This window comes from Flammeovirgaceae bacterium, assembly GCA_015180985.1.
In the GTDB taxonomy this organism is placed as follows: Bacteria; Bacteroidota; Bacteroidia; order Cytophagales; family Cyclobacteriaceae; genus UBA2336.
Genome location: CP054185.1, coordinates 1,448,282 through 1,464,857 on the forward strand (window position 1 = coordinate 1,448,282; position 16,576 = coordinate 1,464,857).

14 protein-coding genes are annotated in these 16,576 nt (G+C 47.2%); 7 read left to right on the forward strand and 7 right to left on the reverse strand.

Going from position 1 to position 16,576, the window contains the following annotated elements; genetic code table 11:
* Positions 1 to 19 precede the first annotated feature (19 nt).
* Together bshA and HRU69_06875 are read right to left on the reverse strand one after the other, a co-directional pair.
* Positions 20 to 1,162 (reverse strand): N-acetyl-alpha-D-glucosaminyl L-malate synthase BshA, encoded by a 1,143-nt coding sequence (bshA, locus tag HRU69_06870; GenBank protein QOI98849.1) that lies wholly within the window; start codon positions 1,160 to 1,162, stop codon positions 20 to 22.
* A gap of 18 nt (positions 1,163 to 1,180) precedes the next feature.
* Positions 1,181 to 4,183 (reverse strand): serine hydrolase, encoded by a 3,003-nt coding sequence (locus HRU69_06875; GenBank protein QOI97228.1) that lies wholly within the window; start codon positions 4,181 to 4,183, stop codon positions 1,181 to 1,183.
* Between HRU69_06875 and HRU69_06880 the strand changes: the two genes are divergently transcribed.
* The 4 genes from HRU69_06880 to HRU69_06895 are packed head-to-tail and all read left to right on the forward strand — an operon-like array spanning position 4,171 to position 7,811.
* Positions 4,171 to 4,542, forward strand: coding sequence for a hypothetical protein (locus HRU69_06880; GenBank protein QOI97229.1), 372 nt, complete (start codon positions 4,171 to 4,173; stop codon positions 4,540 to 4,542). The genes HRU69_06875 and HRU69_06880 overlap by 13 nt on opposite strands.
* Before the next feature lie 10 nt (positions 4,543 to 4,552).
* Positions 4,553 to 6,334 (forward strand): DNA mismatch repair endonuclease MutL, encoded by a 1,782-nt coding sequence (gene mutL / locus HRU69_06885; protein ID QOI97230.1) that lies wholly within the window; start codon positions 4,553 to 4,555, stop codon positions 6,332 to 6,334.
* Between the two features lie 8 nt (positions 6,335 to 6,342).
* Positions 6,343 to 6,924, forward strand: coding sequence for a rhomboid family intramembrane serine protease (locus HRU69_06890; protein QOI97231.1), 582 nt, complete (start codon positions 6,343 to 6,345; stop codon positions 6,922 to 6,924).
* A gap of 5 nt (positions 6,925 to 6,929) precedes the next feature.
* On the forward strand, positions 6,930 to 7,811 hold the full coding sequence (locus HRU69_06895; protein ID QOI97232.1) for a rhomboid family intramembrane serine protease: 882 nt from the start codon (positions 6,930 to 6,932) through the stop codon (positions 7,809 to 7,811).
* Positions 7,812 to 7,822: 11 nt separating this feature from the next.
* Here HRU69_06895 and HRU69_06900 read toward each other — a convergent pair whose 3' ends face one another.
* The 4 genes from HRU69_06900 to HRU69_06915 form a co-directional block, all read right to left on the reverse strand.
* A complete protein-coding gene (locus tag HRU69_06900) occupies positions 7,823 to 8,509 on the reverse strand; it encodes a VIT1/CCC1 transporter family protein (GenBank protein QOI97233.1) in 687 nt (228 codons plus the stop codon).
* Between the two features lie 24 nt (positions 8,510 to 8,533).
* Positions 8,534 to 9,169, reverse strand: coding sequence for a carboxypeptidase-like regulatory domain-containing protein (locus HRU69_06905; GenBank protein ID QOI97234.1), 636 nt, complete (start codon positions 9,167 to 9,169; stop codon positions 8,534 to 8,536).
* A 70-nt stretch (positions 9,170 to 9,239) separates the two neighbouring features.
* The gene (rlmN, locus tag HRU69_06910) at positions 9,240 to 10,283 is read right to left on the reverse strand and encodes a 23S rRNA (adenine(2503)-C(2))-methyltransferase RlmN (GenBank protein ID QOI98850.1); all 1,044 of its coding nucleotides are present in this window, start codon (positions 10,281 to 10,283) and stop codon (positions 9,240 to 9,242) included.
* Complete coding sequence (locus HRU69_06915) at positions 10,283 to 10,711, reverse strand: hypothetical protein (GenBank protein QOI97235.1); 429 nt, start codon at positions 10,709 to 10,711, stop codon at positions 10,283 to 10,285. The genes rlmN and HRU69_06915 overlap by 1 nt, the downstream gene beginning before the upstream one ends.
* A gap of 123 nt (positions 10,712 to 10,834) precedes the next feature.
* Here HRU69_06915 and HRU69_06920 point away from each other — a divergent pair, with 123 nt between their 5' ends.
* From HRU69_06920 to HRU69_06930, 3 genes are read left to right on the forward strand one after another with little or no spacing between them, the layout of a single operon-like run.
* Positions 10,835 to 11,902, forward strand: coding sequence for a DUF1611 domain-containing protein (locus tag HRU69_06920; protein QOI97236.1), 1,068 nt, complete (start codon positions 10,835 to 10,837; stop codon positions 11,900 to 11,902).
* The gene (locus HRU69_06925; GenBank protein QOI97237.1) at positions 11,899 to 12,969 is read left to right on the forward strand and encodes a dipeptide epimerase; all 1,071 of its coding nucleotides are present in this window, start codon (positions 11,899 to 11,901) and stop codon (positions 12,967 to 12,969) included. The genes HRU69_06920 and HRU69_06925 overlap by 4 nt, the downstream gene beginning before the upstream one ends.
* 34 nt (positions 12,970 to 13,003) lie before the next feature.
* Positions 13,004 to 13,714, forward strand: a complete 711-nt coding sequence (locus HRU69_06930; protein ID QOI97238.1) for a DUF2490 domain-containing protein — start codon at positions 13,004 to 13,006, stop codon at positions 13,712 to 13,714.
* A gap of 173 nt (positions 13,715 to 13,887) precedes the next feature.
* Here the strand turns inward: HRU69_06930 and clpB are convergent, their stop codons facing one another.
* The gene (clpB, locus tag HRU69_06935; protein QOI97239.1) at positions 13,888 to 16,506 is read right to left on the reverse strand and encodes an ATP-dependent chaperone ClpB; all 2,619 of its coding nucleotides are present in this window, start codon (positions 16,504 to 16,506) and stop codon (positions 13,888 to 13,890) included.
* Positions 16,507 to 16,576 lie beyond the last annotated feature (70 nt).

Genomic DNA, 16,576 nt, shown 5'->3' on the forward strand with positions numbered 1-16,576 from the left:
TACAAATATTTGAAAAAGATTAAGCGACCACCTTCCGGTGAGCCCGCTCAATGGCTTTTTCGTAATGCTTTTCATACACCGGTAAAACACGGGTAATGTCAAATTCGTACGCCCGCTTTAAAGCAGCCGCCTTAAATCGCGGAAGGTTATCCTTATCTAAAATAACCAGCGCTTTCCTGCTCATGTCCTCTACATCGCCCACGTTACTGAGGTAGCCTGTTTCTCCCTGTACATTCAATTCAGGTATACCGCCTGCATTGGAGGATACCACCGGCACTTCGCAGGCCATGGCTTCCAGGGCAGCCAATCCGAAACTCTCTTTTTCAGAGGGCATCAGGAACAAGTCAGCTACAGAGAGCACTTCTTCAACAGCCTCTAACTTGCCGAGGAAGCGGGTATCTTCACAGATATTCATTTCGCGGCACAGGGCTTCGGCCTGGATGCGCTCAGGCCCATCGCCAATCATCAGCAGTTTGGCCGGCATTTCTTTGCGGATGTTGTAAAATACCGTAATCACATCGCCAATGCGTTTCACTTTTCTGAAATTCGAGGTATGTACTATTAATGCTTCACCGTTGGGGCAGATGGCTTTTTTAAAGTGATCCTTCTTTTGCTTTTTAAACTTGGCCAGATCAATAAAGTTTGGAATCACCTCAATTTCGCGTGTAACCCTAAAGTGCTCCAGGGTTTCGCGTTTCAAATCGTTGGATACAGCTGTTACACCATCGGACTGGTTGATGCTGAAGGTAACCACGGGTTCGTATGAGGGATCTTTTCCCACCAGTGTTATATCCGTGCCATGTAACGTTGTTACAACTGGCATAACAATACCTTGTGTTTTTAAAATCTGTTTGGCCATGTAAGCAGCCGAAGCATGCGGAATGGCATAGTGTACGTGCAGCAAATCAAGTTTTTCATTTAGTGCCACGTTTACCATTTTGCTGGCCAGGGCCAGTTCATAAGGCGGGTACTCAAACAGCGGGTAGGTTCGAAAATCTACCTCGTGATAGAACAGATTTTCATTCAGAAAATCCAGGCGGCTGGGTTGCGAGTAGGTTATAAAATGCACCTTATGCCCCTCCTGCGCCAGGGCCTTACCCAGTTCGGTGGCCACCACACCGCTACCGCCAAATGTGGGATAACAAACAATGCCTATTTTAATCTGGTCCATTCAGCCGGTTTATTTACAATATTCAAAAATTGACTGGTAAATAACATCCTGTATCCGTGAACGGATATTGGCACTAATTAGTTTATTGTTCCGGTCAGGATAAACTCGGTTTGACAGGAAAACATATACTAAATCGAACTCAGGGTCAATCCACAGGCAGGTGCCCGTAAAGCCGGTATGGCCATACGTTTTTGTTGATGCCCACCACGAGGTTGGACTGGCAAAATCGTTCAACAAGGGTTTGTCCCAACCAAGGCCCCTGCGGCTGGTATCAAATTGTTTGTTGGTGAACAACGTAATGGTTTCGGGTTTATAGTATTGATAGCGGCCATACGTGCCCAGTTGCAGGTGCATTTGCCCGAGTTTGGCAAGGTCGAGGGCATTGCCAAACAGGCCGGCATGGCCGGAGTTGCCCCCCAGCATGGCGGCACGCTCATCGTGCACGGTGCCAACAATCATGGATTTCCGGAAAATTTTATCGTACTCTGTGGGGGTAATCTCCGATGGCGAAAATCGCTGAAGCGGTGAATAGCCGAGTGTATAGGCGCCAAGTGGTTCATAAAAATTCTGGCGAAGAAAATCATCCAATGGCTGGTTCAGCATTTTTTCGGCAAGCCTGTGTAGGATAATGAAACTTAAATCGCTGTAGCGGAAAGGATACGGGGTACGGTTGGGTTTGGTGATTAGTTTTGATTTTAACGTCCAGTTCCAGATGGAGTCTTTAATGTGTTCTGCAGCGTACAGGTTTGGTGCAACCTGCAACGGGTATTTATCGCTTTTTGCACGGCTGTAATAATGAGAAAGCAAGGTGGTGTCCTTCATGGTGAGGGGGTACCACGGTTCAAACGGTACCAGTCCGGCCTGGTGCGTAAGGATATCCTTTATGATGATGTCTTTTTTATTTGAGTTTTGCATCTCCGGCAGGTACACCGATGCTTTCTTATAAATGTCGATGATGCCTTTTTCGTGCAGAAACATAATGGCCTGCAGCGTAGCCGATACCTTTGTTAGGGAAGCGAGATCATAGATAGTTTGATTGGTAACTGCAGTTTGGTTGTCGTATGTAAACCACCCGTATGATTGCTGAAATACTACTTTACCTCTTCGTACTACAACCACCTGGCATCCGGGCGTTGCTTTGGTGTCAATCGCCTCGCGGGCTATACCGTTTATTTTTTCCAAAACCCTGCTGCTCATCCCTGCTTCTTCGGGTTGACCGAACTGAAGTATACGTAACGGAGGGAGTTCAATGCCGGAGCCTGCGGGTATAGCGGGGCTGATGGTTACCGGCATAAAGCCCCCCACCGGCCGGGCGCCAAAAATTGCTTGCGGTATTAATTTGCGAAGGAATTCCTCATCGGAATAAACCTGAAAAATTGCAGGGGCGGCATCGAATAATTTTATTTTGGAGGGTGAGGTGAAATTACAAACAACCAGGTTGGTGCTTTGATTTAACTTATTGAGCAACTGGGCATACTCGTTTTCAATTTGTGTAGCGTAGGGAAATACTCCGGCAATAACCACGTTAAATTTTTTCAGTTCATCCGGCAGTCCTGTGGTATCTTCCGGTTGTTGCAATGAAAACGTCTTGATGGGCACATATTTACTGAGGTACTCTGTAAAGGGCTGGTTTGCCCGCTCACCAATTGATAAAGCGGCCACGGTAAGTTGGTCGGGGTTGGCAAGGGGTAATAAGCTGTTATCATTCTTGACCAGGGCAACCGAGTTAATGGCCAGCTTATGTTGCAACAGGTTGGTTTCAGGGATGTTCAGTTGGCTGATGAGGCTTTCTTTTTCTGCAGGTAAATCAGGTTGATGCTTAAATTCATACTTTAAGGAAAGTACTTTTTTTACACTTGCATCCAGTTGAGCTGAAAGTGCCGGTGTTCGCTTTACGGCTTTTCGAATTCTTCTGATGGTGGCGGGTATATTTTCCGGAAACAGCAATACATCATTACCGGCCTGCAAGGCATACAGTTCCGAGTCGCCCGGGCGGTACTTGTTCAGCACCTGCTTTACATCGGGTATGTAGCTAAAGAACAAGCCCTGAAAGTTGGTTTTCTTCTTCAGGTAGTCGGCCGTGTATAACATGGGCAATGCTTTTGAAACCACTTTGTTTTTAGGGGTAAATGGTTTTCTGCGTTCAGGGAAAATCGGATTGTGCTGGTACGCGGTAAGTATGGCCGGGCACTGGCTTTGGATTAATCGTTCAAGTACAAACAAATCATCTTCATTTATTGAACCGGAAGTAACAACAGGTACACCTTTATCGAACCGTTCAACTACCAACCCGTATTTCGGGTAATGCTTGACTACGGCAATAACACCTCCATCGGTTAATCCGCGCATATAGGCAGAGGCCTTAGCGCTTACGTTGTTTTTATCTTCGCCAAAGGTGTGGTAAATCAAGTCATCGGTTTGAAAGGCTGTACTCAAATCGGCCGTGGGGGCGAAGTTGAGATTAACACCGAGTAAGCGGAGTTGCCGGGCAATTTCTTTACCGAAAGCATAGATTAGTGAATCGTTACGGATGCCGCCCAGCATAAGTGTGTACGGAAAGACCACGGTACTGTCCAACACATTACCGGGGCCCTCTTCGGCATTCATGCCGATAAACAGGGGCAGTTTTGATTTTCGCCTGAGTGTTTCAGCCAGACCCGCCACACCAACCGGGCCACCCTGGGTGAAAACCACGCCACCAATGCCATAGTTTTCGATAAGTTTAACAGTGCGTTCAGCCTGTTCAAAATCTTTTGCGTTTACGGGAACAATGAATAACTGGCCGATTTTTTCAGTTACCGAAAGGGTTTGAAATACGCTGTCAACCCATAGCTTTTTTGTGGTCTGCGCGAATACCGGGTTTGTAAGCACCGTACAGAGTGCCAGTATAGCCCAAACTTTTTTGCCGGGCGTACCGTTACAAGTTTTGTAATTCAACCCTAATAAGTTCATTTTTGTAACGCCCAAATTATACAAATCGGCCCAGTTTTCTGATTTCCATGAAAATTCCATCGCTCTTCATTAAAACACCGAAGCACCGCAGGTTTAATTTTATTCCGCGGCATTACGATCCGATGGAGGAAGAACGCAAGCAACGGGAAGAACGTATCCGCACAGAATTGGGGATGAATAAAAGTGCTGATGAAGAAACCGAGACGCAGGGTTATCGACAGCGTATAACCGGCTCGTTTCGCGGGGCAAAAAAAACATCCTCTGCCCAGGCCGATCCTTCGGCAAGTTTACTTCGCCTTATTGTTCTTACTTTTTTAGCTGTTTGGCTGATTGCTTATTTGCACTATGGATCATCCGCGATATACGGCTTGTTGCTGATCGTTCCGTTTTATCTTTACTTAAAATTCCGGAAACGGTAACTGCACATTCATGCCGGATGTTATTCAGTTATTACCCGATTCCATTGCCAACCAGATTGCTGCCGGTGAGGTGGTGCAGCGGCCTGCTTCGGCTGTAAAGGAGTTGCTTGAAAATTCTATTGATGCAGGCTGTACATCAGTAAAGCTTATTGTTAAAGATGCCGGTAAAACATTAATCCAGGTTATTGATGATGGCAGCGGCATGAGCGAAACCGATGCCCGCATGAGTTTGGAGCGACATGCTACCTCCAAGATTAGAAGGGCAGAAGATCTGTTCACGCTTCGCACGATGGGCTTCCGGGGTGAGGCGCTGGCCTCTATTGCGGCTGTGTCGCAACTTGAGATGCGCACCCGCCTTGCCGATAAAGAACTGGGCACGTTACTGGTGGTAGAGGCTTCGGAAGTAAAAAAGCAAGAGCCTGTTGCCTGCGATAAAGGAACAAGCATCAGCGTAAAAAATTTGTTTTTCAACATCCCGGCCAGACGGAATTTTCTGAAATCCAACCCGGTAGAATTGCGGCACGTGGTGGATGAGTTTCAACGACTGGCTCTGGCAAATCCTTCGGTTGCTTTTTTGATGATTCAGGGCGATGAACTGATTTATGATTTACCTGCCGGAAAGATCAGCCAACGCATTGTTAACCTGTTTGGTCGTGCGTACCAAGAGCAGCTTGCGGCATGCCGGGAGGAAACGGAGTTTGTAAAGGTAGCCGGTTACGTGGGTAAACCTGAATTTGCGCGCAAAACCCGCGGAGAGCAGTTTTTGTTTGTCAACAACCGGTTTATCCGCAGCAATTACCTGAACCATGCGGTAATGAATGCGTTCGAGGGCCTGCTACCAGAAAATTCGTTTCCGTTTTATGTGTTATTTATTGAAATTGATCCGAAGCACATTGACGTTAATGTGCACCCGACAAAAACCGAAATCAAATTTGATGATGAACGTGCAGTTTACGCGGTAATCCGTGCGGCCGTCCGGCAGGCGCTGGGCACTCACAGCCTGGCTCCTTCTATCGATTTTTCGGAAGATGTGAACATCATCGCTAAACTGAGCCAAAGCAGCCAGCCTAAGGAAGTGTATTTTGAAGAACGGTTTCAGCCGTCAACCATGCGTTCTTCCGCAGATTGGCAAAAGTTATTTGAAACCGGGTTGCCGAACAGCCGGTTGCTCGGTACAGATGAAAAAAGTGAATTGTTTGATGAGATGCCCCAGGTTGAACCGGAATTAACTGGTGAATTATTTCAATTGTTTAATCAATACCTTATTCAGCCGGTAGTTCGCGGGCTTTTGATTATTGATCAGCAAGCTGCACATGAACGTATTTTGTATGAGCAGTTTTTGAACAGGCTCCATTCCAAATCAGGTGAAAGCCAGCAATGCCTGTTTCCGCAGGCAGTTACATTTTTGCCGGCCGACTATGCCCTGCTTACCGAAATGACACCCGAAATTCTCGCGCTCGGATTTCGGTTTGAGCCGTTTGGAAAGAATACCGTACAAATACGGGGCATACCTGCCGGGTTGCCCCCGGGCCGGGAAAAGGAATTGCTCGAAGGCTTAATCGAGCAATTCAAAGGCAACCAGGCCGAACTGGCATTGCCGCTTAACGAAAACCTGGCCCGCTCGCTCGCCATGCGCGCAGCTGTTAAAGCGGGCGATAAGCTTGAGCCTGAAATAATGAAGACTATAGCTAAACAGTTATTTAAGTGCGCGGTATCAAATTATAATCTGGATGGCCGACTAACATTTTTTATTCTTGATTTACCCAAAATTCAAACGTACTTTAACCGATAATCACCTTCATGTTTAACCTTACACCCACCGTTAAAAACCTGCTCATCATTAATGTAATCGTATTCATCCTTCAGGCAATTATGCCTCAGGTTACTGCTTATTTGTCATTGTACAATGTACGCAGCGCGTACTTTCAGCCCTACCAGTTGTTTACCTATATGTTTGCACACGGTGGGTTCATGCACATCTTCTTTAATATGCTCATGCTTGCCTTTACCGGTCCGATACTGGAAACCTTCTGGGGTTCAAAACGGTTTTTGCTTTTCTACCTGGTAACCGGAGTAGGTGCTGCGCTGTTCAGTGTGGGGATTGATTTGATTTTTGGCGGTGGCGCAGGTGCCATGTTGGGGGCTTCGGGCGCCATTTACGGAGTGCTGATGGGTTTTGGAATGCTCTTCCCCAATATGGAAGTGATGCTGCTGATACCGCCCATTCCGGTTAAGGCAAAATATTTGGTTTTTATAATGGGGGGGTTAACTTTTTTAATGGACCGCAGTGGCAGTGTTGCTCATTTTGCACACCTTGGCGGTATTGTTGTGGCTTATATTTTAATTAAATTCTGGCGCAGTCAGGGCGGCACCTACTATTAACAGCCATGTTCGAAGAATTTAAAAACGCGTTTAACCGGTATAACAATGCCCACGTTCAGTTGATCATCATCAACGTAACCGTGTTTTTATTTCTGGTAAGTATTGACATTGTTACCTGGATTACTGGTACTGAAAATTTTTTCCAACTGGTTTACCGCCAGTTCAGCATTCCTTCGGGGTACAGTGAGTTTTTCTCCCGTCCATGGACGCTCATAACCTACATGTTTTCGCACAGCGTGTGGGATATTTTCCATATTCTGTTCAACATGCTGGTATTGTATTGGTTTGGGCGTGTGTTTGTAGAGTACCTGGGCAGCGATAAGCTGGTGGCCTTATATATTCTTGGCGGATTAACGGGGGGCATCAGTTACCTGTTGCTCTATAACCTGAATCCGGAATTTTTTGGTAAGGCCGAAATGGTGGGCGCTTCCGGTGCTATTTATGCCATTGTGGTGGGTACGGCAACCTTACTACCCAATTATACTTTCTATCTGTTGTTTTTCGGACCGGTGCGCATCAAATACATAGCCATCTTCTATGTTGTGCTTTCGGTATTGTATGTTCGCCAGGGTGTAAACCTTGGCGGCAACATTGCCCACCTGGGTGGGGCGCTGATCGGTTTTATTTACATGAAGCAACTTCAGGCCGGTGTAAACTGGGGCGGTTGGATTACAACCACCATTTATTGGTTTAAGGACCTGTTTAAAAACAAACCGAAAGTAAAAGTTACCTACCGCAGTGATGATGCCCGGCCATCAAAGAAACAAACCACCAGTAAGGTGCCCCAGGAAGAAATTGATGCCATCCTGGATAAGATAAGCGACCGGGGCTACGAAAGCCTGACCAAGGAAGAGAAAGAGAAACTATTTAACGCGAGCCGGAAATAGTCGCCTCAGTCTCAGACGGCAATCAGCGAAGCTATCCCGAATGCTGCAGCAGCAGCAACAGCCCCTACCAGGGCAACGCGCAGGGCGCCTTTAAACAGAGGCTGACCGGTTAGTTTACTCTTTACCAGTCCGAAAACCACCAGGCATATCAGCGTAATGATGCTGGAGTACACCAATCCTTGTTTGGTGGTATCGGTAAAAAAGTAAGCGGTTAGTGGAATTAAGCCACCAATAACGTAAGAGATGCCGATGATGAACGCGCTTTGATGAGCCCGGTTTTTATCGGGTTTATCTAACCCCAACTCAAAGCGCATCATAAAGTCAACCCACTTCTTTTTATCCTTGGCAATGGCGTGTGCTACTTTGTCCTGCAACTCATCGTCCAGCCCGTACTCTGCAAAAATGTCTTTCGTTTCCTGAATTTCTACATGGTGCAGGTTTTCAATCTCATCATATTCCCTGCGTTCCTCTGATTCGTAGTGTTCAATTTCGGTGCGGCCGGCCAGGTAGCCGCCCAGGCCCATGGCGATGGAGCCCGCAGCAATTTCAGCCAGCCCGGCTGTAATAACAATGGCATTGCTATCCACTGCGCCACTCAACCCTGCGGCCAGCGCAAATGGTACGGTAAGTCCGTCACTCATGCCGATAACGAAATCGCGTACTTTTTCTGACGACTGAAAATGTTGTTCCTGGTTCATAGACTAAAGGTAAAACGAAACCGCCTACCGGGTTGATCGATAGAAGAAATTTTTAATGGCCTCAATGATTTGCCGGCTGTCGGTGGAGTACACCAGGTTGCCACTTTGTTTGTTGAACTCAGCCAGCATTGCATAAAACTCAGGTTCAGTAAGATTGAATTCGTCCATTAACCGTTCGCGCACTTCCGGATCGTTCACTACCTGCACGTACACGAAAGTACGGTTGTTTTCATCCACCACTTTTAGGAGTTTTCGTTTTTCACGTTGCCACTTTGAGAAGTAATCAAAAGGGTTGCCTAGTGCGGAAACCTCAAGGGGTTTTGGCGGGGCTCGGTACGTTCGGGTGATTTCAGTAATGCGCGAAGCAGTAACCGTTACTTCATTGAGTATGTTTACTTTTTCAGTTAAGCGAATGAGAATACCTGATTCTTCGAACAGCAACGAAAGCTCCAGCGGGTTGTATCCAATCATGGAGATGACCAGCGTGTCGGCCGGTTTAGCAACAATCGAAAACACACCCTTGTCGTTGGTGCGTGTTCCGGTTTCCGAATTTTTTATGCGGATGTGTGCCCCCGGCAAAGCGGCAAGTGTAACCGAATCAACCACAATACCCCGGTAAAGCAACTGTGCCCGGCTGCCCGTAACCACGAGCAGGCTCACCAGCCATATGATACAGATGCGCGTCAACCGTGTTGCAAAAAGTATTGGATTAGGATGAATTATAAGAGAATTAAGTTTTATTGGCCAGTTGCCCGCACGCGGCATCAATATCTTTTCCGCGGCTTTTGCGGATGCGGGCCACAATGCCGTTTTTGGATAGCAGGGTTTGATACATGGCTACGGCTTCGGGCGATGCCTGCTGAAAATGTCCGTCATCAATGGGGTTATATTCAATCAGGTTTACTTTTGAAGGAATAATCTTACAGAATTTTACCAGTGCGCTGGCATGTTCCGGTGAATCGTTCACGCCTTTCCACACCACGTATTCATATGTCACTTTTTGTTTGGTTTTTTTGTACCAGTAGGTCAGTGCTTCCGCCAAATCTTCGAGCGGGTTGGTTTCGTTAATAGGCATAATCGATGAGCGCGTTTTGTTTATGGCATCGTGTAGTGAAACAGCCAGATTAAACTTCACGTCATCATCCGCCATTTTCTTGATCATCTTAGCAATGCCAACCGTAGAAAGTGTAATCCGCCTGGAGGCCATGTTTAGTCCTTCGGGCGAAGTTATTTTGTCAATGGCTGCAATCACATTTGTATAATTGAGCAGTGGTTCGCCCATGCCCATAAACACAATGTTGGTGAGTGGCCGGTTAAAAAACAATTCGGCCTGCTGGCGGATGGCCACCACCTGGTCATAAATTTCATCGGCCGACAGGTTGCGCATTCGTTTCAGCCGGGCGGTGGCACAGAATTTACAATCGAGGCTGCAGCCCACCTGCGAGGATACACAGGCAGTGATGCGCTCTTTGGTGGGAATAAGCACCGATTCCACCACCAGGCCATCGTGCAGGGTAACAGCATTTTTTATGGTGCCGTCTTCACTGCGTTGCATGGTGTCTACCCGGATGTGGTTGATTGTAAAATGTTGTTTCATTTTTTCGCGCAAGGCCAGCGACACGTTGGTCATCTGGTCAAAATCTTTGGCTGATTTTTTCCACAGCCATTCGTACACCTGGTTGGCCCGAAAGGGTTTTTCGTTTTGTTCAACAAAAAACGCTTTTAACTCAGCCAGCGTGAGTTTCCGGATATCTTTTTTTTCGGTAGCAGCAATCATGGCTGTTTAACACGCACAAGTTCTATTCGTTCGCAGGGCCGGCTTTTATTAACCAGCACCAGGCTTTCGGCTGTAAGTACCTGGATAATGTAGGTATCAGTAATCAGCCTGGATTTTTTATCCAGCAGGTACACTGTGTCATCGGCAACTTTGTAAAGAAATTTATCCCGTACGGCAGCCTTCTTTTTGCCAACCGATTTCCAGTTATGCTCCCCCGTGTTGTCGGTATTAAATTGAATGACCCTGGGCGTGGGGCCTGCAAGCGCGGCCATCTGCTGTGATAATTCTTCTTCAGTTTCGGATGTAGGTACCATTTCGTTTCCCAGGCAGATGCTTTGTTTTATGACCTGCCAGTAACCAACTACCGACTGGCCGTAACCACCTGTGGCAAATACAATCATCACAAGTAAAACTGCCGGACGCATACAACCTCTTTTTTCAGCCAAAGTTAGCTAATTACCAGGCAGGGCGGGAGGTAAAATTCAACGGCAGGCTTCCATATCACGACAAAAAACCGTATTTTTCGCGCTTATTTTTCGGTTTTCATTATGGACAATGCAATTATCATTACCGGAGGCTACCTTGATACAATTAATGCAAAAACCGCCCATGGCCTGCTTCGCGGAACTGAACGGTTCAATATCATCGGAGTAATTGATCACAAGCTTGCCGGCAAAGATGCCGGTGAGGTGCTGGATGGTAAAAAAAGGAACATACCCGTTTATGCAACCATTACTGACTTTGTAAAGACCACTAAAGACAAGGCCCGGTACTGTATTATAGGGGTGGCCACCAAAGGCGGAGTAATACCCGAGTCGCTGCAGGTAATGCTGAAAGAAGCCCTCGAAAACAACCTGAGCATTGTGAACGGCCTGCACGATTACGTGTCGGATCATGAAGACCTCGCAACGTTGGCAAGAAGCAAAGGTCTTGAGCTGATAGATGTACGGAAACCCAAAAAGTTTAAAGACCTGCACTTCTGGAACGGGAAAATTAAAGAAGTAAAATGTGTAAAGGTGGCCGTGCTGGGTACGGATTGCGCTTTAGGAAAACGTACCACCACGCGCTTCTTAATGCAGGCCATGCGTAAGGCCGGTTTTAAGGCCGAGATGATCTACACCGGCCAGACCGGCTGGATGCAGGGTGCCAGGTATGGTTTTATTTTTGATTCGACATTAAACGATTTCATTTCCGGAGAGATGGAGCACGCCATTTGGGAATGTTATCAAAATGAAAAGCCTGATATTATCTTTATTGAAGGACAATCTTCCCTGCGCAATCCCAGTGGCCCGGCCGGAGCCGAGTGGATTGTTTCGGCCGATGCCGATGCCGTGGTGCTCCAGCACAACCCATCGCGCAAGCAATACAAAGACATGGAGTACTACCCGGCTTACATCCCGGCCGTAAAAGATGAAATTGGCCTGATAAAAATTTATGGGGCGCCTACTGTGGCTATTACAGTTAATACCATGAAGATGACCGAGCCTGATGCCCGGCAATGGGCCAAACAAACGGAAGCCGAACTGAATATACCGGTTGTGCTGCCGCTGGAAGAAGGAGTAGAACGACTGGTGCCTCTTTTTGAAAAGATGATTAAGAAATATTCAAACGAATGAAAATAAAGGACATTAAAATCTGGAGTGCCGACCTGGGCAATACCAAGCCATACACGATTGCGTTTAAAACCGTTGATGAGGTGCGCAATGCATTTGTTGAAATAATTCTGACCAATGGTATTACGGGCATCGGCTCAGGCAACCCCAGCGAATACGTAGTGGGCGAAAATCTAAATCAAACGCTGGAAGCATTACAGGAAAAGAATGTTGAGTTTCTGATAGGCCGCGATATCAGGGAGTTTGGCCAGCTAACGTACGAGGTATGGAAAAAATTTCCGAAGCATCCTGCTGCCCGTGCTGCGCTGGATATAGCCCTGCATGATGCGTTAACAAAATTTTTGGGCGTACCCTTGGTAAAATTCCTTGGGCAGAAGATTCAATCCATGCCTACGTCCAACACCATTGGTATTAAAAATGTTGAAGAAACGCTGAAAGAAGCTGAGGATTATAAGCAAAAAGGTTTCAAAATCCTTAAAGTAAAACTGGGAAAGGATTTGAATGAAGATATCGAGCGGCTTGTAAAACTAAGAGAGCGATTCGGTAACTACTTTGTTATTCGCATTGATGCCAACCAGGGTTATACAACCCGGCAAACCATTGAGTTTTACAACAAAACAAAACACCTGGAAATAGAATTGATTGAACAGCCGTTGCCGGCCAAGGCCGTTGCTGAGATGAAGCAATTACCGGAAGACATCAGGCAAAAAATTGCAGCCGATGAGTCGCTCATTTCACCGGTTGATGCCCTTGAACTGGTCAAGCCTCCGCGTGCGGCCGGTATTTTCAATATTAAATTAATGAAGTGTGGCGGGGTGAGCCAGGCGTTAAAGATTGCCGATATTGCCCGGCATGATGGCATTGATTTGTTTTGGGGTTGCAACGATGAAAGTTCGGTAAGTATTACGGCAGCGTTGCACGCAGCTTTTGCTTGTGCCAACACCAGGTACATTGACCTGGACGGCAGTCTTGACCTGGCCAAAGATGAAGTTACCGGAGGTTTTATTCTGAAAGATGGAATAATGTATTGTTCAGACAAACCCGGTCTCGGATTGGAACGCATAGCCTGATTGCCACTTAGGTTACAGAATTATCTTTAGTAATTTGAAAGCAACTCGCTTTTCCATTGTTCTTGTTTTACTACTGGTGGCTACATCAGTAAACGGTCAGGATTTGGGAAGTTGGAACATTCTGAATCTCAAACACAGCCTGAACAAACAGTGGAGCCTGACTGCTGAAGGTCAGCTTCGCTCTTTGAAGTTTTATAACAATTTTCACTATTACGAGGTAACCGGAACGGTGAGCTACCAGCCCACCTCTTCTTTGCGATGGACGTTGGGTGGCGGCAGCTACCAAACCTATGGCGAAGGGGGCAATTTTGTACGCCCAAAAAACCAGGAAGAATGGCGCCTGTGGCCACAGGTAACCTTACTGCAACCGTTGCGTAAAGTAAACCTGGAGCATCGGTACCGGTGGGAACTGCGTTTTACCAACAAAGGATACCGTAACCGGTACCGGTACCGCTTCGGCATGTCGGTGCCGGTAGGCCATACTCAAAAAGACCACAAGCCGTTACAGCTGGTAAGCAGCAGTGAAATCTTTTTTACTGATAATGAGCCTTATTTTGAACGGATACGGGTGATTGCCGGGGTGAATTACCGGTTTTCGCGCACCACATCAGTAATTACCGGCTACCTGTACCAGTTTGATTACAAACTAACCGATGAAATAGGCCGCGAGTTTTTGATTATGGGCCTATACTATGAGTTTTTGCGCAACAATTCGGGGCATTCACAAACCCACCCCAGTAATTAAGCAAAATGCCTCGTCCCGAGCGGGAGCGAGGCATTCGCATAAAGCCCCTCCAACCAAACCCTCATCCCCCGGACAGAACCCAGGGGCTTCTCCGCGAGGGGCCCTCCGATTTTGCCTTCTGTTGGCTGAGTAAGCAAAACCGGAAACGGAGATTAACCAATCCTTAAACCTAATCAAGTAACAACTTCTGCGTTCGCAAGGTTCTCGAAAACAAACTCAACTTCATTTTTTATATCCACAAGAATTACCGAATCCTTATGAACTTTCCCGGCCAGTATTTGTTTGGAGAGTTCGTTTAAAATCTCCCGTTGCAGCACCCGCTTTAGCGGCCGGGCACCAAATTGCGGGTCGTAACCCAGTTTGGCCAGCCGGTTGCGGGCTGCATCCGTCACATCCAGTCGTACACCGCCTTCCTCCAGCCGCTTGCACACCAGGTTAATCTGGATGTCCACGATTTGCCGGATGTCCTTCCGGCTGAGCGGCCTGAACATAATGATCTCGTCAATGCGGTTTACAAATTCGGGCCGAACCGACTTCTTCAATAACGCCACAACTTCATCTTTTGTTGTCTCCAGGATGTCGAAATAATTTTCATCGGTAATTTTTTCGAAATTTTCCTGGATGATGTGCGAGCCGATGTTGGTCGTCATAATAATAATGGTGTTTTTGAAATTAGCCACACGGCCCTTGTTGTCGGTTAACCGGCCGTCATCCAGCACCTGTAGCAAAATGTTAAACACATCGGGATGCGCCTTTTCGATTTCATCCAGCAGAATTACCGAATAGGGTTTTCTGCGGATGGCTTCTGTTAGCTGCCCGCCTTCATCGTAGCCTACATAGCCCGGAGGGGCGCCTATCAGGCGGCTTACACTGTGGCGCTCCTGGTACTCGCTCATATCAATGCGTACCATGGCGTGTTCGTCATTAAACAGGTATTCGGCTAAGGCTTTTGAAAGTTCGGTTTTACCTACACCGGTGGTGCCCATAAAGATAAACGAACCGATGGGCCGTTTCGGGTCCTGCAGCCCGGCCCTACTTCTGCGCACGGCATCGCTGAGGGCGCGGATGGCTTCTTCCTGTCCGGCAACGCGTTTGCTCAGTTCCTCTTCAAGGTGCAGCAATTTTTCGCGTTCGCTTTGCAGCATTTTCGATACGGGTATGCCCGTCCAGCGGGCTACTACTTCAGCAATATCTTCACTGTCAACCTCTTCTTTGAGTAAGGATTTCTCCCCCTGCATCTCCTTCATTTTCGCTTGCAGGTTATTTAGTTTCTTTTCGGCTTCGGTAATTTTTCCGTAGCGGATTTCGGCCACCTTACCATAATCACCGGCTTTTTCAGCCTGCTCGGCTTCGAACTTCAGCCGGTCAATGCTTTCTTTTATCTGTTGAATGCCGTGCACGACTTCCTTTTCGCTATCCCACTTGGCCTTGAGGGAGTTGCGTTCGGCCGAAAGCTCGGCAATTTCTTTGGAGAGCTGGGCTTCTTTCTCTTTATCTTTTTCCCTGCGGATAGCCTCACGCTCGATCTCCAATTGCATGATTTTGCGATTCAGTTCATCAAGTTCTTCGGGTAGCGAATCCATTTCCAGGCGCAGTTTAGAGGCAGCCTCATCCATCAGGTCGATGGCCTTATCGGGCAGAAACCGATCGCTGATGTAGCGGCTGGAGAGTTCAACAGCTGAAATCACCGCGTCATCTTTAATCCGCACACCGTGGTGCAGTTCGTATTTATCCTTAATCCCGCGAAGGATTGAAATGGAGTCTTCTACCGAAGGTTCATCAACCATTACAGCCTGGAACCTGCGCTCCAGTGCTTTGTCTTTTTCGATGTACTTCTGGTATTCTTTAAGCGTAGTTGCACCGATGGCATGCAGTTCACCTCTTGCCAGGGCAGGCTTCAGCAGGTTGGCGGCATCCATGGCGCCTTCGCCTCCGCCACCGGCTCCAATCAACGTATGTATTTCGTCTATGAAGAGAATAATCTGTCCGTTAGAGTCAGTTACTTCTTTTATTACAGCCTTCAGGCGTTCTTCAAATTCGCCTTTGTACTTGGCACCGGCTACCAGCAAGCCCATGTCGAGCGACACAATGATTTTGTCTTTCAGGTTTTCGGGTACATCGCCATTAACGATGCGCTGGGCCATGCCTTCCACGATGGCGGTTTTACCAACACCGGGTTCGCCCAGCAGGATAGGGTTATTTTTGGTTCTTCGCGAAAGAATCTGCAGTACCCTGCGGATTTCTTCATCACGACCGATAACCGGATCGATTTTACCCTGTTTTGCAAGGTCGTTCAGGTTTTTCGAGTAACGCTCCAGCGACTTGTATTTTGCTTCGGCATTCTGGTCGGTAACTTTTGTTCCGCCTCGCAATTCTTTTATGGCTTTTATTAGAGTTGCACGCTCAAAACCGGCATCGCGCAGAAGGGTGGCAGCTTTATCTTTTGTTGAAAGAATGGCCAGTAGCAGGTGCTCAACTGCGATGTACTCATCCTTGAATTCGCGCAACTCCTTTTCGGCCTGTTGAAGCACCGCATTGGTTGCAGTGGATAAATAGGGTTGTTGCCCGGATACCCGCGGGTAGGAATTGAGCAGGTCTTCCAGTTTTGTGTCCAGTAAATTTCGGTTTATAGCCAGCTTCTTTACCAGGTAGCCCGTTACATTCTCATCGGTTTCGAGAATAGCCTTCAGCACATGCCCGGGCTCAATGGCCTGCTGCTGCATGCCCATAGCAATCTCAGCCGATTTCTGAAGGGCCTCCTGCGATTTAATGGTGAATTTTTCGAAGTTCATGGTCTTTTACTTTCCGGAACTTCTCACCTCAAAACATAATCCATTGACTAAATCAGAATTTTTGTCATTT